The organism is Capnocytophaga canimorsus, assembly GCF_002302565.1.
GTDB lineage: Bacteria > Bacteroidota > Bacteroidia > Flavobacteriales > Flavobacteriaceae > Capnocytophaga > Capnocytophaga canimorsus.
In genome coordinates this window covers 712544-731932 of record NZ_CP022382.1, presented here as the reverse complement: position 1 = coordinate 731932, position 19389 = coordinate 712544, and the positions used below count along the sequence as shown (strand labels likewise).

Genomic DNA, 19389 nt, shown 5'->3' with positions numbered 1-19389 from the left:
AAATATATTACAAATTAAACACTCGATCTACCCATTTTTCGAGTGTATATTTTTCATAAATTTCCTTAGGAAGAGATTGATAAGGTGTTTCAAAAAAAGCCTTTGTCAAATTACTAAAATCATCATTCAAAACCAAAATATTATTCGGATTATAAAAATCATAATTTTTAATTTTCTCATTATCAGTTATGATTTTTTTTTCTAAAGCCATTGCTTCAAATACTCTGAAACTCAATCCATATTGATTCTCTCTCATCAAGTCAATGATGGCTTTTGTGTTTTTGTAGTAATTTACCAAATCATTATGTTTGATGTGCTTTCTCCCAAATAAAATATCACTTTTTAAAAATATTTTTTTAAGTTGATATTTCCAAGCCTTTTTCCCAAGCATCCAAATGTTGAACTTTAGCTGTAAGTCTGAAAATTTTTTACTTAAAATATATAATTGTTTGAGTCTTTTTTTATCAAACGATGTTATGTACAACGCATCATATCTCGGATTTTGAACTTCTTTTGGTAAAAAAGATAAATAATTGTAATTTGTCAAAGGTTTAAATCCGTATTCTTTTATGTCATTGTCATCAAAAGAGTAAATTCTATCAAAAAAATCTAATTTATCTTGTATAGGATATCTTTCTAAGTTATCATACAAAAACGTAATGAGTGTTTCTGATGATTTTTTAATGAATTTGAGAGTTTTATGTTTAAAAACATTCGGATTTAGGACTAAAATTTGATTTTGCTTTCCTAGTTTTTTTAGTTGCTCTATGACAAATTGCTGACGTTTTTCATCTTTCAAGTTTCTTTTTAAAATAATTTTTGAAACTGCATTTTTAAGTCTTTCCCAAAAGTTTGGATGGTTGATGGCTCCAATTTTTAAATGATTAGCTTCAATTCCTCTTCTTTTTAAAACCTCTACAATATGAGCATCGTAGCCCCAAAAATCAAAACTAATCACGCAAATCTTCATTTTTTCTATTGTTAAGTGATTGATATTCGTACACTTTTGCTAAGCATAAAAATTTGTATTGTGATTTTAGTACGGCAAATATAAACCCTCTTTTTCCGTCTAAAAATCCTTTTTTAATAAAATAAAATTTAATAAACCAAAAAAAAGGAGAACATATTAGTAAAAACCAAGTTATTTTTTTATCTTTTTTGCGTACTATCTCGGCTGTACTATATGTGTTGTTTTTTTGTAAAATGGTTGTTATCGGATCATTTGCTAAATGTTCTGAAGCTAAATTGGTTTGGTTTCTTGGTACTTTTATAATTTTTCCTTGTACCTTTACGGTTGAATGAACTTCAGGTGGCCAAAAAGCATCTTCTTTGCGGAAGAAACGTAACTTAGAGTCAGGATAGGCCGATCTTATCCATTTGTTCATGAAATAATTTTTAAACGGAATATAAACCCCTCCTAAGTCTGGAGTTTCAATAATACTATATAAATATTTTTTTAATTTAGGAGGAATAGTTTCATCAGCATCAATTACCAAAATCCATTCGTTTTTAGCTTGACTAATAGCAAAATTCCGAGCAGGTTCAGCATAACCTGTGTTTTGGTGATAAACAATTTTACAATTATATTTTGTTGCGATATCGATAGTTTTGTCCGTACTATACATATCACAAATTACGATTTCATCAAAATCTTTTACAGTTTCAAGAACTGCTTGTAAGTGTTTTTCAGCATTGTATGTGTTAATAACTACTGATATTTTCATTCAGTTTTTAGTTTATATGATATTAATTTTGAATCTAAAAATCATTTTGATTTTTAGATATTGAATAAATTCAACTTTCCTTTGAGACAACCAATCAAGATACATTATTTCAAGCATCCGACAAAAATACGATAGAAAACATAATTATCTAGCATCTTTTTAAAATAAAAGAAAGACACATTCATCCCCAAGTGTAATTTTTTATGCTACGAATTTATAAAATAAATTTTTAGGTTCTTCAAAATCTAATGTTATTACTCACTTTTTATAGTTTTTAAAGTTAAGGTGTTCGTGATGTGCTTCGCAGTTCTCGGTCTTTGGTTAATTTTATGTTGAATTTCTTTTATTTCTCCTTTGCTAATTTCTTTAAAATAAGTACCCTTAGAGATATATTGTGTACAAGTTCATTAGTATTTTCATTCTGTGTATTAGCAATGTTTTGGTGGAAATTTTGTGTAAAGTTTTCTTACAAAAATATTGTCAATAATACAAAAAATAGCTGTAGCTTTGTTGTTTCAGTGTATTATAATTGTTTTTTTGATTTTGGTTTTCAAAATCAGGAAATTTTGGATATTATAGCTAGTAAGTTGAACGCTTTAATTTTTTAGTAATGAAAATAGGTTTTGATGCCAAAAGAGCTTTTCACAACAATCGCGGATTAGGAAATTATAGCCGTGATTTAATTCGCATTTTGCAGGAGCAAAGTGATTGTGAGCTCGTTCTGTTCAATCCAAAACAAAAAAACGATAAACGCATAAAACTTACTGAAAAAACGAAAGTAATTTCACCAAAATCATTCTTTTGGAAAAAGCTCAAAAGCATCTGGAGAATTCTGAAAATAAGTTCGTTATCTAAAAAAGAGAAATTAGATATTTATCACGGACTCTCGGGTGAAATCCCTTTGGGTATTTATAAAAACACGCGAACCATTGTTACCATACACGATTTAATTTTTCTTCGTTATCCGCATTTATATTCGTCTTTTGACAGAAAAATTCATTATTGGAAATTTCTGTACGCGGCACAAAAATCGCATCACATCATCGCAATTAGCGAACAAACAAAGCAAGATATCATCAAATTTTTGAAGATTCCTGAGCAAAAAATTTCGGTTGTTTATCAAGGTTGCCATAAGGCTTTCAAACAATTTTATTCGGAAGAAAAAAAACAACAAATTCGCCAGAAATACAATCTTCCAGAAAAATTTGTGCTAAACGTAGGAGCTATAGAGCCTCGCAAAAATGCTTTAGAAATTGTAAAAGCTATTAAAGATTTGGATATTTCTTTGGTTTTGATAGGCAAAAAAACAAAATATTTCAACGAAATTGAAAAGTATTGCATTGAAAACAGAATGCAAAATCGTGTATTTGTTCTGAAAAATGTTTCGATGGAAGATTTGGCTGTAATTTATCAATCAGCGAGTGTTTTTTGTTATCCATCTGTTTTTGAGGGATTTGGCATTCCAATTATTGAAGCCTTATTTTCAAAAATTCCAGTAATTACTTCCTCTGGAAGTTGCTTTCCTGAGGCTGGCGGCGAACATTCCATTTATATTGATTTAAACAATGCTTCTGAAGAAATAAAACAAGCTATTTTGAGTATTCTTTCTGATGAAAAGAAACGAGAGTTTATGATTGAAAAAGGCTTTGATTATGTACAGAAATTCACTGATAGGTCTGTTTTTGAGCAAATTATGAATGTGTATAAAACTAAAGTTTGACCAGTAAGAAATGTAGAAAATTTCTGGAATAGGTCATAAAAAAGGGAGATAAAAATCTCCCTCAATTGTAAAAACTTTGTTTGTGTCTATTATGCTAACATTCCTACATTTGCTACTTCTAACAGAAAGTTGTGCATCTCGTAGTTTTTCATAAAAGGTTTTAAGTTTTCACTTCCTGGTCCGTACATTGCTAATTCCACGTAGTCTGAAGAGTGATCCATACTAATCCAACCTACTGAAGTGTGCGACTTCTGAATTTCAGCAAGTAAACGATAGGGGAGGTGTTTGTAATTATATACCCCGTCTTCTCTGCCGTGGTTTACGTAGTAGGATTGTATTTCTTCAGATTGCGCTTGAGTGAGTTGAAGTCCGCCAAAGTGTTCTGCTACAATTTCTTTTATGAATTTTGCAGAACTATTCGGGTCGATATTTTGCAAAACCCAATCGTTCGAATGTCTAAAATGTTGCAGATTATCGAAATTAGTGTTACAATGTTGTCCGTATATCAATCCGGGGTTTGCATTTCCGTGGTCTGTGGTAACCACAACAAGTGTGTTTTTATCTTTTTGAGCGAATTCTAAAGCCACACCAACGGCTTGATCGAAGGCTAACTGGTCAAAAAGTAATGCCCCAATGTCATTTCCGTGAGCCGCCCAATCTACTTTTCCACCTTCTACTTGAAGTACAAAACCTTTTGAGTGGTCTTGCATTTGTTCGATGGCTTTTGCCGTCATTTCAGCTAAGGTGGGACATTGTTGAAAGTCTTTTTCTGAAGTATAATCAAGTGAATAAGGCAATCCTTCTTCATCAAAAACACCTAACAGAGGTTTGTTTTTGGGTGCCTTTTTCATATCTGTTTTGTTTTTTACTACGGTAAATCCTCCACGGACAAATTGTTGATACATATCTTTTTTGTCTTTTCTTTTTTGTGAAGAAAAATATTTATCTCCTCCTCCCATCATCACGTCAAAGCGGAGTTGTAGGTATTGCTCGGCAATATCTTCTTGTGCATTTCTAGCTTTGCTATTCACGCAGAAACCTGCTGGAGTTGCGTGAGTTATCGGTACAGTAGTTACACAACCTACCTTCTTACCTGCTTTTTTAAACTTTTGCCAAATGGGGGTGTACATCTCTCCGTTAGGGCCCACGTTAAGCCTTCCGTTGGGTACACGATGTCCACCGCCCCAAGACGAACTTGCTGCGGCAGAATCCGTAACTACAGAACTTAACGATTGCATATCCATATAGGCTTTGGTTGCCAAACTTTGTTCATATAGACTTATCCAATTTGAAGGTTTTCCTAAAATACGTCTGCTGTATAAGTCTGCCATAGTCAGTGTTCCACTGCTCATTCCATCGCTTACCATATAAATAATGTTCTTCGGCGTTTTTCCACCGAATTCTTCCACGATTTCTGCCTTAGCAAATGTTGGGACAAACAAAGAACCCATTCCTGCTAAGGCTGACTTTTTGAAAAACTGTCTTCTTTTCATCGTCTTTGTTTTATTTGATACTACAAAGTTAAGTTTTTTGCCCTTACGGATGAAATTTTATTCCCATTGAAATTGTAAAAATAAAATTAAAATTTGATATTGGAATTGATAATCTCCTCCATTTGAGTGATTTGCTGCTCCAATTCTTGCGGATTGATTTTTATTGGTGTGTGGACTTGGAATGTAACACAATTGCCTATTCCCAATGGAAATACTCCGTATTTAAGAATTTTCCACGAATTGTTGATGGTAATGGGTACAAAGTATCCGTCGGGTATTTGAGAGGCTATTGCTTTTAATCCACTGGTTTTGAAAGGCTTTGGTTTTCCGTTACGAGCTCGTGTGCCTTCGGGGAAAATCATTCCCGCGTCTTTTTCTTTTTGTAGCGATTTGCCAAAAACTTCCAATTGAGCGATGGCTTCTTGCGGATTCTTTCTGTCAATCAGCACTGAACCATTGTTGCGTAAATTGATGGTGATGCTTGGCGTTCCGTTACCCAATTCCTTTTTGCCCACAAAGCGTAGGCTAAATTTTCTTAAATACCAAATTAGCGGTGGTATATCATACACACTTTGGTGATTGGCTAAAAACAATAGTGGTACGTTTTCTGGAATTGGTGCGGTGAAGGTAAATTTAACTCTATTGAAAGTAATCCAAAGGCTTTTTATGAGTAGGATATTTAAGAAGTCAACTAGTTTTTTATGAGCTTTTCGTCCTATCCAGTGAATGCAAATCCATTGCAAAGGATGAAAAAGTACAAGTAAAAAAATATAAACCGAATAGTGAATGATACTTAAAGGGTAAGAGATTATTTTTTTCATAAGACTTGCAGAGGTTTTCTTTAAATGAAAGAATCTTCTGCAATTTTTAGGTTGCAAAAGATTCCGATTGTAAAACTAAAATAGTACAACTAAATTTTTGTAAGACTACTTACAGAATTCGTCGTAGGCTTGTTTCAAATTTTCGGCAATAATTTCTGCTGGACGTCCTTCAATATGGTGACGTTCAAGCATATGTACTAATTCACCGTCTTTAAACAAGGCAATACTTGGTGATGATGGCGGAAAAGGCAACATATGATGACGAGCCTCTTCAGTAGCTTCGCGGTCAAAACCTGCAAAAACAGTAGTCAAATGGTCGGGTTTTGCGATATTTTTCAAACTCATCGCTACTCCCGGACGTGCATTTCCGGCAGCACACCCACAAACCGAATTAACAACTACCAAAGTGGTTCCTTTTCTTTTTAGTGCTTCCCGAACGGTTTCGGGAGTTTTAAGTTCTTCAAAACCAATGCGAGTTAAATCTTCTATCATTGGTTTCACCAATTCATACGGATACATAAAAATTTGTTTTTGTTTACAGCACAAAGATAATAATTTTTTCATTTGTACTACTTGAGTTATTTTTTTACTATTTTTGTGATTGCATATAACTACAAAAAACAATCACTATGAATTCAATCCTTTTGGTTGAAGATGATATTGCCTTTGCAAAAATACTTACTCGTTTTTTACAACGAAACGGATATTTTGTGCAAGGATGTTACTCTATGGAGGAAGCCAAACGGAATTTAAAATCAGATATATCTCTGGTTTTTACTGATTTACGTTTGCCTGATGGAGACGGTATTCAGCTTTTGAAAGAAATAAAAGCCGAATATCCGCACATTCCTGTGGTGGTTATGACTAGCTATGCGGAAGTATCTACGGCTGTTGAAGCAATGAAATTGGGTGCTTTTGATTATATCTCAAAACCCTTTCAACAAGATGAGGTACTTAATGTAATTCAAAATGCAGAACGTTCCAACACCACCGCTCAGGAGAAAAAATCTATCAAAAAAATCCATAAATCCACTGCTACTTCCACCGAGAAAGCTTTTATTGAAGGTATAAGTAATGCATCAAAAAAGTTAAACGATTTTATAAGGCTTGTGGCACCTACCGATATGTCGGTTTTAATCACTGGAGAAAGTGGTACAGGTAAGGAAGTTGTGGCTCAAAGTATTCATATGCAAAGTGAAAGAGCTGATAAACCTTTCGTTGCGGTGGACTGTGGAGCAATTCCTAAGGAAATCGCAGCTAGTGAGTTTTTTGGGCATATTAAAGGGTCTTTTACTGGAGCCATTGGTGATAAAAAAGGGCATTTTGAACAAGCAAACGGAGGGACTATTTTCCTTGATGAGGTTGGTAACTTGAGTTATGACAATCAAGTACAACTTTTACGTGCCTTACAAGAGCGACGAATAAAACCTATCGGGAGTTCGCAAGAAATAGATGTAGATATACGTGTACTTGCCGCAACTAATGAAGATTTGCTTACAGCTGTTGAAAAAGGGCAATTCCGAGAAGATTTGTATCATCGGCTTAATGAATTTTCTATTAAAGTACCCTCTTTACACGAACGTAAAGATGATTTGATGATTTTTGCAGAATATTTTCTGGAACAAGCCAATAAGAAACTTCGTAAAAAAGTATTAGGATTTTCCGAAACAGCGGTACAAAAAATGCTTTCACACTCTTGGAGTGGAAACCTCAGAGAGCTTTCTAACGCCATTAAACGTGCTACTTTACTGGCTCAAGGTAGCTACATCACTGAGGAAAATTTGCCTGATGAAGTTACAGAACAAACATCAGTAGAAAGGACTTCCTTTTCAACTAAGGAAAATGAAAAAGAACTCATTTTGCAAGTACTAAAACAAACTGGAAATAATAAAACCGAAGCAGCAAAACTGCTTAACATCACTCGAAAAACACTATATAATAAGATAAAAGCCTATAATATAGATTTGTAATTTTTTGAAAATTGAGCATACCTTCCACCAAATACGGACTTATTTTTTTCTTTTTTATTGCTCTAATTGGGGTATGGCTCAGGGCGTTACATTGGGTTTCGTTTCCCTTGTCGTATAGTCATTTGGTTCACGCACATTCTCACGTGGCTTTTCAAGGTTGGGTGTACGTTACTTTGTTTTTGCTTTTGATACGTTCCTTTTTAGCCGATGGTAATTTGAAAAAATATCGTTGGCAGTTTTTAGCCACTATCATTACCGTTTTAGGGATATTGGTTTCGTTTGCGTTTTACGGATATGGTTTGTACTCCATTACATTTTCAACGCTTTTTCAATTGTTGAATTATGTTTTTATGTTTTGTTTTTGGAAAGATACTCGTCATTACTTAGGAAGTTCTATACAATGGGTTAGAGTAGGCTTTGCTTTTGGAGTGCTTTCTAGTATTATTCCTTTTTTTATAGGAATACTCTCAGCCAAAGGATTCTCGGGAACGGAAATATACCACGCTGCCATTTTTTCGTTTTTACATTTTCAGTATAATGGTTGGTTTTTGTTTATGATTATTGGGCTCGTATATAAATTATTTGAAGATAAATGGCTGAATTTTGATACAAAAAAAGCCCGAAAAGCTTTGTTTTTTTTAGCTGCAGGAACACTTTTTGGAGTATGTCTTTCCTATTTAGGAATGGAATTTTTATCCAAAATTTATCCCATTGCTATACTTTCGGTAATATTCAAGGCAATTGGTTTGTGGTATTTGTTGTTTTCTTTTCCTAAACAATGGCTTTCCATTTTCTCTTCCAAAGGTTGGAGTCGAAAATACATTTTTATTTTCTTAGGAGCATTGATATTGAAGTCATTATTGCAGACTATTTCTGTATTTCCTTCAGCAATTGATTTGTTTTTTAATAATAAATATTTGATATTGGCATATTTGCATTTGAGTTTGATTGCGATGATTTCGTGTTCGCTTTTGGCACTAATGCATCATTACGGTTGGATAGCCAACACTTTTTTAAGTCGTTTAGGAAATGTATTTCTGATGATGGGTTTTGTGGTTTCAGAAGTACTTTTGGTAACTGGCGGTTTAGGAATGTTTTATTCCCCCATAATAATGCTTATTGCTAGTGGGAGTATGGCATTCGCTGTTTTATGCTTGATTTTAAGTCCTATTCAAAATAAATTTTCATTATGGAAACGTACCAATGGTTCACTTTAGCCCGAATAATTCACGTTTTAGCTGTAGTTATTTGGATTGGCGGTGTTGCAATGGTAACAATGGTTATCATTCCTGCTATAAAAAAGATGAAACGAAAGGAAGAACAACTACAAACTTTTGAACAAATTGAAGGGCGTTTTGCTAAAATTGCGAAAATCACGACCTTACTTACTGCTTTTTCTGGTTTTTATATGATTTACATTACTGATACTTGGTATCGTTATGCGGATCTTCAATTTTGGTGGTTACACGCAATGACCTTAATTTGGTTTATTTTTACCTTGATTTTGTTTGTCTTCGAGCCTTTCGTTTTGCATCGATTGTTTCACAAATATATGGAAAAAAATCCTGCCAAAACTTTTCAAATAATGCACAGAGCTCATTGGTTTTTGTTGATTATTAGCTTGATAACTCTAATAGCAGCAGTAGCAGGTAGCCACGGTTGGTTCTTTTTCTAATTTTTTTGGTTATTAAACTAGCTTTTGGAACGAATTTTGGGTAGTCTTATAATAGAAATCCGAAAATACAAAACGATTATGAAAAGTAATGTTGTTTACCGATGGAGGTTTATTCCTCTTTTGATGTTGTTACCATTATTCGTTCAGGCTCAGCAGATAGGTGGCGCGGGTAAACTGCTTCAAAATGAAGCTCGTAGAACGTTTACTCCACCTATAGTTTCGGGTCAGCACCCAGATTATCGTTGGGAGATGAACTACGAATTGGGCTACGCCGAAGTGTTTATTCGTATTCCTGAAAGAGGTCGTTTTACCGTGCAATTGGGTGACCAAGAAATGACTTCAAGCACTGGAATGTTTCGCTTTTTTGATGTGCCCGTGTCAAACCAAAAATTAACTATTTTTTACGGAAGAAATTTGATTTATCGTGTAACGATATATCCTAAAAATGAAACTCGTTTGTTGCTTGATTTCTTTTCCAACGGTGGACTTTTTCTACTAGATGAGTTAGAATTACGCACTAATCAGCAAAATTATTACGGAAATCGTTGGAGCGACATTTGGAATCAGTTTTACGGAAAGAGAATAATGAAAGGCAATGATTTTGAGCAATTTTTTAAGAATTACTGCCGAGAACCTTTCGATGACGATAAAATGAAATATTACCAAATGCTTAAAGGAACAACTGTTTTCACAACACAGCAAATAGGGCAACTAATGGAACAACTTTCCTTTGAAACCAATCGTTTGTCTCTGGCAAAAGAAGCTACTGATGAGGTGGTTGACCCTCAAAATTTGTATATGTTGTACGATTTTTTTCAGTTCAAATCCACTGCGGACAGGTTCAGAGATTATCTGATAAATAAACAACAATAGTGATAGGTAAAAAATCCGAATTTTAAGCAATTTTAAAATTCGGATTTTTTCATTTCAAAAAAATATGCTTACATTTGCACGCAACTAATTTCTAAAGTTGCTTATGAAAATTCACTCAAAAATAGTAGGAGAGGGGTTAACCTACGATGATGTTCTGCTTATACCTAATTATTCAGAAGTGCTTCCGCGAGAAGTGTCAATTACCACCCAATTTTCAAGAAACATTACCCTTAACGTGCCCATTATTTCGGCGGCTATGGATACCGTTACCGAAGCCGATATGGCAATTGCAATGGCTCGTGAAGGTGGCATTGGTGTGCTACATAAAAATATGACCATTGAGCAACAAGCAGCTCAAATCCGTAAAGTAAAAAGAGCAGAAAGTGGTATGATTATAGACCCTGTTACGCTCAGTTTGGAAGCTAAAGTCATTGATGCTAAAAAATGTATGGCGGAGCACAGCATCGGTGGAATCCCTATTGTTGATGCTCAAGGTATTTTGAAAGGAATTGTTACCAATCGTGATTTACGATTTGAAAATAATGCGAATCGTCTCATTACTGAGGTGATGACTTCTGAAAATTTGGTAACCGCTGCTGAAGGAACTTCAATGAAAGATGCTGAAAAAATCCTTCAGAAAGAAAAAATTGAGAAACTTCCCGTTGTTGATAAAAATAATAAGTTGGTAGGGCTCATTACCTTCCGTGATATTGCCAAATTACAGCAAAAATCGATTTCAAATAAAGATGCTTTGGGCAGATTGCGTGTAGCAGCTGCCTTAGGGGTTACTGCCGATGCCGTAGAACGAGCCGAAGCATTGGTACAAGCAGGAGTTGATGCCGTAATTATTGATACAGCTCACGGGCATACTAAAGGTGTGGTAACCGTTTTAAAAGCGGTTAAAGCAAAATTCCCGAATTTAGATGTAGTAGTAGGAAATATTGCTACCCCAGAAGCTGCTTTGTATTTAGCTGAAAATGGAGCAGATGCTGTAAAAGTAGGTATCGGACCAGGTTCTATTTGTACCACTCGAGTGGTGGCAGGGGTAGGCTTTCCGCAACTCTCAGCAGTTATGGAAGTGGCTTCCGCGTTGAAAGGGAAGGGTATTCCTGTGATTGCCGATGGAGGTATCCGTTATACGGGAGATATTGTTAAAGCCATTGCTGCTGGAGCCAGTTGTGTGATGTTGGGGTCTTTGTTGGCAGGGATTAAAGAATCGCCAGGGGAAACCATTATTTTTGAAGGGCGTAAATTCAAATCGTATCGAGGTATGGGTTCTGTTGAGGCGATGAAACAAGGTAGTAAAGACCGTTATTTTCAAGATGTTGAAGATGATATCAAGAAACTTGTTCCTGAGGGCATCGTAGGAAGAGTCCCTTACAAGGGAGAGCTACAAGAGAGTATGCATCAATTTATTGGCGGATTACGTGCAGGTATGGGGTACTGCGGCGCTAAAGACATCGCTACCTTGCAAGAAGTAGGGCGTTTTGTACGTATTACCGCAAGTGGAATTGCTGAAAGCCACCCACATAATGTAACCATTACCAAAGAAGCGCCTAACTATTCTAGGTAATAAGAAACTATAAAAACGGGGTTTAATCAATTGATTAAACCCCGTTTTTTATGTTAATCCCAATTTATTTTTACGTTGCTAATCTCAATTTCTCCGTATTTCGGGTTGCCTCCTGCATCATCTTTGTACGATACAGGAATTGTTACAAAATTGAAACTTTTTACATCTGGTAAAATTTTAATAAATGTAACTGACGCTTTTAGCGTAACATTTGTAGGGACTTTATTGGTTACTTTTAAGCCATTATCCGATGCTTCGCTACCCAAAGTTATGTTGTTGTAATCGTATTCATTACCTTCAAAATCATAGGCTTTTGATGGGGTAGCAGCTCTACTCCAATCTTTTCTAACGCTTCCAATATCAAGGCGTTGGTGTACTAATTTGTGTTTGATGGTATAGCTGATAGTGACGGTCTGGTTGTAAGTATCTCCTTTTGCTGAAATGAAAGCTATTTCAAAATCAGGACTAAAGCTTTTTACCTGAGTCATATCGCTTTGTTGTTCATTCATTTTTGAAGCAATGGTAGTGCTAAAATCAGGATTAGATGATTTCATTTCTCCACAGAAAAGCGCCAAATCCACAGGTACCATTATTCGATAGTCATTTTTATATTCTACAATGGCATTTACGATTTCCGTTTTATCTTCCAAAGTCATTTTTCGGAATTGTAATATTTTCCCTTCGTAATGATTAAGTTCACTATTTGCCAGATGCGGTGTTTCATCTTTGTCTATGTTCACATCATTTCCAGAAACGGCATCTAAAATTCGAAGTCCATTGGTAAGCCCAGAAACGTGTTTGTAAGTGTAAATAAACTGAAAATCAGTTCCTTTTGAAGCAACGCCAAGTTTTATCAAGTCTCCTTTTTTATATGTTACTCCATCAATGGCTTTGTATGCCTTTCCTTGCCCTAATAAAACTTGACTTATAAATAGCAGTGTAATAAGTAATTTTTGCATAAATGTGTAATTTAATGGTTGTTTTTGGAAATTGGTTTTTAACAGATAAATAATGTTACAAAAATATTAAAATATCTAATGAAAAAATACATCACAGTTTTCTTTTTTGTATGATGTATATTCTTAGCTTAAATTTTTGATATAATCAGTAATCGATGGTAAGCATTCTTCAGTAAATAGCTGTTCTAATTCGTTGACTTTTAAGTTTATATTCTCAAAATCAGTTGAAGCAGATTTTTCTAGTTGACGTAAAATGCCAACTTCTCTTTCAGCTTGGATTTGCCCAAACATCGAAAGCATTTTATGTGATAATGCTTTTATGGTTCGAATATCCTTAGTTTCGGTAGCTGACTTTAACTGTTCAATATTTTTTTGTGAATCGGAAAGGAAAAGTTGTAAAATATTTTTAATAGATTCATTATCATTGCCTAAAAAGTTTTCTAAACTTTGCGGTTTGTAAAATGCTGTACTGTTTTTTTTCGTTTTTTCCATATTGTGTTCAAATGCTTTTGGGAAGAAATGATGTAGTTTTTCGTAAAATTTGTCTAAATGAAAGGGTTTGAGCAGCACAGAGGCAAAACCGTTTTGAGTATAATAGCTCTCAGGGACATCCTTTCTACCTGTAATTGCCAATATGGGTATTTTTGGGGTGTCAAACATTTCATTATAAATAGTAATAAAATGGAAGCCATTCATTTCAGGAAGCTGAATATCAGTGATTACCATATCAAAATCAAGTTTTTTCATTGCAAAAAGGGCATCTTTTCCATTATCAAAAGTGATGACATTGATATTTTTCTGCTTTAGCATTTCTTTTATCAATTCTAATACTGAAAAATCATCATCAATAATAATTATAGTAATTTCTTCCGCTTTTTTTAAAGACGTCCAAATCTTATCTTTCTGTTTTTCAGTAACTTTTTGAGCTTTGAAAGTAAATGTAAAAGTACTTCCCACGCCCTCACTGCTTTGTAGTGATATTTTTCCTTTTAATAGGTGAGCTAATTTTTGACAAATGTGTAACCCTAATCCGTAACCTCCATTGTTTTTGGAGGTATTTTCTTGGTTAAATTCTTCAAAAACAGCGTTTTGATTTTCTTTTTTTATTCCAATACCAGTGTCGGTTACAGCTATAGAAATCTCGTGAAGCGAATGTTCCAAAACTTGGGCTTGTACCAAAACCCTAATGTTGCCTTTTTCGGTGAATTTATAAGCGTTTGAAATGATGTTATAAAGCACCTGCTTTATTCGATAGGCATCGCTTGAAAACCGAGTGTTTTTCACCGATTCCGAGAAATCCAAAATAAGTTCTATGGCTTTGTTCGGATAAGTAGAACGAACATTTTGAGCCACTTCTTTAACAATTTCAACAAGATCAACAGGCACCTTTTCAATGGTTATTTTTCCTGCTTCAATTTTAGCATAATCAAGCAATTCATCTACCAATTTAGTCACGAATTGTGATGCACTTTGAATGTGTTTTATATAATTTTTATCCTTTTCAGATGAGGTGTTCTTGCGTAATAGTTCGGAATATCCTACAATGGTGCTTAAAGGCGTACGTAAATCGTGACTGACCATCGAGATGAGTTGTTCCCTGCTTTTGAGTAGATTATTGGAGCGTAAGTTGGCTCTTTCCAGTTCAACACGATATTTTTGAATTTTCCAAAAATCGTTCAAAATCACCAATGAAAAAACAATCATAACCAATAAAGCAATCACAAAAGCAATACTAAGTATCCATCGGCTTCTTTGGAAAGCCTTTTGACGGTCAATATTTAACAATTCGGTATTGTGTATGATTTCCTTTTCAAAGCTATGTAATAAATCTTTTAGTTTTTCGGATATACGCAAATCGTTTTGCCAAAGCAGCCTTGTTTTTTCGTAATGTTCTGTTTTGTGGTTGATTACGTCTTCTTCCATTTTGGAGAGTAATTTACGTGTCTGTAAGATAGCTTCATCGATTTGGCTTTGGTATCTTACAGGTGGAAGTTTTACATCTTTGTATTTTTTGATGATAGAACGAATATCTGTATCTCTATCCTTTTTTGTAGGAACTGTTTTTTTATTTGTTGATTTTGTTTTTGTGGGAAGCAGGAAATTTCCCATAGAGGGCTCTAAACTAGAAAGTTTCAAAATAGCAGACCGAATCAGTACGAAAGAACTATCGCTGTTTTTTAAAATTCGTAATTCGTGAATATTCTGTTTTTTAAGTTCTAACAGATTTTGTACACTATCCAGTAAATTATGATGTTCTTTTGAAGAAATATCGGCTTTAAATGACTCTATTTCTTGCTGCAATTGGTTATTTTTATCAGTAAAAAGCAAGAAAGAATCTTCATTGTCAGACTGAACAGCTATTCTTCCTGCGCTTTCCGTTTCGTACATAGAGGTTAAAATCTTACTGATTTTAAATATGTTATTCTGCCCGTCTTTGTAAATCTCCTCTTGTATGGCTAATTTTTCAATTTCCTGATGAATAAAAAGAGCAACAATAGCTGATAAAATCCCTAAAAATAGGTAGCTAACGATGACTTTAATGGTTATTTTTTTGTTCGAAGTTTTCATTTTGTGCAATTGTGGAGCAAAAATAAAAATAGTAAGGCGTTTTTACTTAAAAATATGATTATAAATATTGGTAAAACTATAAAAATCAATATGTGAGATGTTTGAAAGTATCGCAATGGCGGTTTTTTGTTGGGGGCAGCGAATAAATTTGGTACAATATCCGGCTTGTCCCCCTGGATGAAAATAAAAAGTGCCTACATTTTGGTTTTTACCGATGTACCATCCTAAACCATATTTGTATTCCAAATCTTCAGCATAATTACCGTTATTCAGTTGGGTTGCGGTAAATAATTTTTCTTTACTTTTCTGATTTAGAATAATTTCAGAATGAAGTGCAGCATCCCATTTTAACAAATCGTAGCCTGTGGTATAAACTGAACCATCGCCATAAAAACCAGCCAATCCGCTTACATAAGTATTATGAGGCTGATCATAGGCTATTTTTCGTTGCTTTGTTTGATCATCAAATTCATACCCTTTACAAATGGTTTTGTTTTTAATTAAACGGGCGTCAGTATAATACTCGGCAGTGGTATTTTTCATTCCAGCAGGATTGAAAATATATTGTTGCATAAAGGTTTTAAAAGGCGTTTGGCTTACTCTTTCAATGATGAGAGCAGCCGTACAGTAGGCGATATCTGAATAATCCCATTTGCTTCCAGCTTGCCATTGTTGTGGGTATTTTCCAGATTTGAGCAGTTGTAAAAGTTCTTGATTTCCATTGGTTTTGCTCAAATCCAAATCTTTAATCATTGTTTTTTGGAAATCAGGCATTCCAGAGGTGTGATTAAGCAGATGAATTATTTTCACTTCCGAGTAAGGGAATTCGGGTAGATGTTTTTTGACATTATCTTCCAATTGCAACTTGCCTTGTTGTTCTAAAATCAAAATTGCAGCTGCTGTAAATTGTTTGGAAACAGACGCTGCTTGAAAAATAGAATTTTTGTCAAAAGGTAGTTGCTTTTCGTAATCAGCCTTTCCAAAAAAGGTATCATAAACAATGTTGTTTTCTTGAGCTATGACAACGTGCCCACTGAATTTTCCTTCATTATAGGCTTTTTGAAAAACAGAATCAATATATTGAATATTAACTTCTTGTCCCAATAATATAGAAATTGAGAACAACCATAACAAAAATGTACTTTTCATATCTTTAAAAATGAAAAAAATACCCGAAAAACAGATTTAGTCGCTTTCGGGTAATTCATAATAATTTAAAAAACAGATTTATTTTGAAACCAATCGGATGTCAATACGACGATTTTTCGCTTTACACTCCTCAGTGTCGTTTTCTGGGCAAAGCGGATGTCTATTTCCGTATCCTCCTGATGAAAGTTGCTCAGCATTAGCTCCAAATGCAATTAGCTTTGCTTTAACCGATTCGGCTCTTCGGTGTGAAAGTACCAAATTTTGTTCTTCATCACCAGTACTATCGGTGTGCCCTCCAATACGGATAACAATATTAGGATAAGCATTCAGGATTTCAACGATATTTTTCATTTGTTTGTCTGATCCATAAGAAAGTTCATAACTTCCTGGATTAAAATAAGTTCTGTCTAAAGTTATCCAAGTTTTGATGGCTAAATTTTCCATATCAAAATTTTCGTCGTTAATTAAGTTGACGATTTTTTTCTCGGAAGAATTTACTCCAACATTTAAAACTACTCCGCTGGGTAATGACAATGAAGAAAGTTCACCTACATCGTACTTGTAGTTACCATAAGCATCAAGCAGACCGTCGTCTAAACTTCTTTTGTGTTCTCTAATTACTTGATTTGATGTTGTATTTTCTTGTTTTTCGATGGCTATAGCTTCTGTTGTATGACCACCCAAGATAGGTGCAATCACTAAACCTACTAAACAAGTCAATTTAATTAAAATATTCATTGAAGGACCTGAAGTATCTTTGAAAGGGTCACCCACAGTATCTCCAGTTACGGCAGCTTTGTGAGCATCAGAACCTTTGTAAGTCATCTCCCCATTGATTTCAACTCCAGCCTCGAAAGATTTTTTAGCATTGTCCCAAGCTCCACCAGCATTGTTTTGGAAAATTGCCCAAAGTACCCCTGAAACGGCAACTCCAGCCATATAAGCACCTAAAGCTTCAGCACCCATCACAAACCCGATGATGATAGGGGTAATGATAGTAATTGCTCCAGGTAGCATCATTTCACGAAGAGCGGCTTTAGTAGAAATTTCAACACATTTGCCATATTCTGGGGTCGCTTTTCCTTCCATAATACCAGGAATTTCACGGAACTGACGGCGTACTTCGTTAACCATATCCATAGCCGCCTTTCCTACGGATTGCATAGCCAAGGCAGAAAATACCACAGGAATCATTCCTCCGATGAAAAGGGCTGCCAGAACATCAGCTTTAAAAATATTGATTCCGTCAATTCCTGTAAAGGTTACATAGGCAGCAAACAGAGCCAATGCGGTAAGAGCAGCTGAAGCAATAGCAAACCCTTTACCTACGGCAGCTGTGGTGTTTCCTACCGAATCCAAAATATCGGTACGCTGACGCACCTCTTTAGGAAGTTCACTCATTTCAGCAACTCCTCCTGCGTTATCGGCAATCGGACCAAAAGCGTCAATAGCCAATTGCATAGCTGTAGTTGCCATCATTGCCGAAGCAGCAATAGCTACTCCGTAAAAACCAGCGAGTTCGTAAGAGCCCCAAATGGCTACCGCAAAGAGTAATACTGAAGAGAAAGTTGATTTCATCCCAGTTGCCAAACCAGCAATAATGTTGGTTGCAGCTCCAGTAGATGAATTTTTAACAATATTTAACACAGGTTTTTTACCCAAAGCTGTATAAAATTCAGTAAACGCAGAAATTAGCAATCCCACTGCTAAACCAACCACAGTAGCAAAAAAGACATTGGTTCTTGATATCTCACGGTATCCTTCACCAAAAAATTTCATTTGAATGGTTTGAGGGAGCATCAAATCAATTAAAAACCAACAAGCTACCAAAGTAAGTGCCAATGCCACGTAGTTACCAATATTCAGTGACTGTTGTACGTGTTTTTCTTTGGCTTCGTTGTTTTTAATACTTACAAAAAATGTTCCGATGATAGAGGCGATAACTCCAACTCCAGCAATAACCAGAGGAAGCAATATTGGTCCCATATTTCCAAAGTTGTCTGAAAAAGCTCCATTTTTTTCAGCCATATCTTTGATAATATAGTTTCCTAACACCATAGAAGCCAATACGGTAGCTACATACGAACCGAAAAGGTCAGCGCCCATACCAGCAACATCACCTACATTATCTCCCACGTTGTCGGCAATAGTAGCGGGATTTCTAGGGTCGTCTTCTGGAATACCAGCCTCTACTTTTCCTACCAAATCTGCTCCAACATCAGCTGCTTTAGTGTAGATTCCGCCACCAACACGAGCAAAAAGAGCGATAGACTCTGCTCCCAACGAAAATCCTGCTAAAGCCTCTAACACCACAGTCATTTCGTGGTAAAAGCTTGCTTTTTCTTCTAAAAAGACATTAATAAATATGATGAAAAAAAGGCTCAAGCCTAGTACAGCTAAGCCTGCTACACCTAAGCCCATAACCGTGCCTCCACCAAAAGATATTTTAAGTGCCTTAGGCAGACTGGTACGAGCGGCTTCAGTGGTGCGTACATTTGATTTTGTGGCAATTCGCATCCCTATATTTCCTGCTAATGCAGAGAAAATGGCTCCAAATACAAAAGCCACAACAATAAGCCAATGTGAGGTTTCCACCATACGCGAAACCACAAAAAGAGCCACCGAAGCAACTAACACAAAAATAGCTAAGATGCGGTATTCAGCATTCAAAAAAGCCAAAGCCCCTTCTTGAATACTCTTTGAGATGCGTTGCATTTTGTCGTTACCAGTAGCTTGTTTGTTAATCCAAATAGCTTTACTGAGCATAAAAACTAAGCCCACAACTGCTAAAATCACAGGTAAATAAAGGATGTATTTTTCCATAAATTCAATATGATTAAAAAATTAAATATATTTGTTAATAT

At 35.1% G+C, this 19389-nt stretch carries 15 protein-coding genes; 6 read left to right on the top strand and 9 right to left on the bottom strand.

The genetic code is table 11. From position 1 onward, the window contains the following. Positions 1-7 precede the first annotated feature (7 nt). Both CGC47_RS03215 and CGC47_RS03210 read right to left on the bottom strand, forming a co-directional pair. Positions 8-970, bottom strand: coding sequence for a glycosyltransferase family protein (locus CGC47_RS03215; protein WP_232779686.1), 963 nt, complete (start codon positions 968-970; stop codon positions 8-10). Beyond that, positions 951-1724, bottom strand: a complete 774-nt coding sequence (locus CGC47_RS03210) for a glycosyltransferase family 2 protein (RefSeq protein WP_095899973.1) — start codon at positions 1722-1724, stop codon at positions 951-953. Before CGC47_RS03210 ends, CGC47_RS03215 begins: the two co-directional genes overlap by 20 nt. Positions 1725-2334: 610 nt before the next feature. Here CGC47_RS03210 and CGC47_RS03205 point away from each other — a divergent pair. After that, the gene (locus tag CGC47_RS03205; protein WP_095899972.1) at positions 2335-3444 is read left to right on the top strand and encodes a glycosyltransferase family 4 protein; all 1110 of its coding nucleotides are present in this window, start codon (positions 2335-2337) and stop codon (positions 3442-3444) included. Positions 3445-3533: 89 nt separating this feature from the next. Here the strand turns inward: CGC47_RS03205 and CGC47_RS03200 are convergent, their stop codons facing one another. The 3 genes from CGC47_RS03200 to CGC47_RS03190 all read right to left on the bottom strand — a co-directional run bounded on the left by CGC47_RS03200 (position 3534) and on the right by CGC47_RS03190 (position 6277). Further along, complete coding sequence (locus CGC47_RS03200; RefSeq protein WP_041999507.1) at positions 3534-4937, bottom strand: alkaline phosphatase; 1404 nt, start codon at positions 4935-4937, stop codon at positions 3534-3536. 86 nt (positions 4938-5023) lie between these two features. Beyond that, the gene (locus tag CGC47_RS03195) at positions 5024-5758 is read right to left on the bottom strand and encodes a lysophospholipid acyltransferase family protein (protein WP_095899971.1); all 735 of its coding nucleotides are present in this window, start codon (positions 5756-5758) and stop codon (positions 5024-5026) included. A 105-nt stretch (positions 5759-5863) separates the two neighbouring features. Next, a complete protein-coding gene (locus CGC47_RS03190; protein WP_041985479.1) occupies positions 5864-6277 on the bottom strand; it encodes a BrxA/BrxB family bacilliredoxin in 414 nt (137 codons plus the stop codon). A 110-nt stretch (positions 6278-6387) separates the two neighbouring features. Between CGC47_RS03190 and CGC47_RS03185 the strand changes: the two genes are divergently transcribed. From CGC47_RS03185 to guaB, 5 genes are all read left to right on the top strand, one after another. Next, positions 6388-7728, top strand: coding sequence for a sigma-54-dependent transcriptional regulator (locus CGC47_RS03185; RefSeq protein ID WP_041999506.1), 1341 nt, complete (start codon positions 6388-6390; stop codon positions 7726-7728). A gap of 11 nt (positions 7729-7739) precedes the next feature. Then, on the top strand, positions 7740-8945 hold the full coding sequence (locus tag CGC47_RS03180; protein WP_095899970.1) for a hypothetical protein: 1206 nt from the start codon (positions 7740-7742) through the stop codon (positions 8943-8945). Continuing rightward, positions 8918-9403, top strand: a complete 486-nt coding sequence (locus CGC47_RS03175) for a hypothetical protein (RefSeq protein WP_095899969.1) — start codon at positions 8918-8920, stop codon at positions 9401-9403. Before CGC47_RS03180 ends, CGC47_RS03175 begins: the two co-directional genes overlap by 28 nt. 78 nt (positions 9404-9481) lie before the next feature. Beyond that, a complete protein-coding gene (locus tag CGC47_RS03170; RefSeq protein WP_232779685.1) occupies positions 9482-10276 on the top strand; it encodes a DUF4476 domain-containing protein in 795 nt (264 codons plus the stop codon). A 103-nt stretch (positions 10277-10379) separates the two neighbouring features. Next, a complete protein-coding gene (gene guaB / locus CGC47_RS03165; RefSeq protein WP_013997633.1) occupies positions 10380-11849 on the top strand; it encodes an IMP dehydrogenase in 1470 nt (489 codons plus the stop codon). A gap of 53 nt (positions 11850-11902) precedes the next feature. On the opposite strand, the gene CGC47_RS03160 is transcribed toward guaB, so the two are convergent. The 4 genes from CGC47_RS03160 to CGC47_RS03145 form a co-directional block, all read right to left on the bottom strand. Further along, the gene (locus CGC47_RS03160) at positions 11903-12808 is read right to left on the bottom strand and encodes a hypothetical protein (protein WP_041999494.1); all 906 of its coding nucleotides are present in this window, start codon (positions 12806-12808) and stop codon (positions 11903-11905) included. A gap of 123 nt (positions 12809-12931) precedes the next feature. Continuing rightward, positions 12932-15376: an ATP-binding response regulator gene (locus CGC47_RS03155; protein WP_041984664.1), complete on the bottom strand. Its 2445-nt coding sequence runs from the start codon at positions 15374-15376 to the stop codon at positions 12932-12934. A gap of 42 nt (positions 15377-15418) precedes the next feature. Then, positions 15419-16525: a serine hydrolase domain-containing protein gene (locus CGC47_RS03150; protein ID WP_095899968.1), complete on the bottom strand. Its 1107-nt coding sequence runs from the start codon at positions 16523-16525 to the stop codon at positions 15419-15421. Between the two features lie 78 nt (positions 16526-16603). Further along, positions 16604-19348, bottom strand: a complete 2745-nt coding sequence (locus CGC47_RS03145) for a sodium-translocating pyrophosphatase (protein WP_041999487.1) — start codon at positions 19346-19348, stop codon at positions 16604-16606. Positions 19349-19389 lie beyond the last annotated feature (41 nt).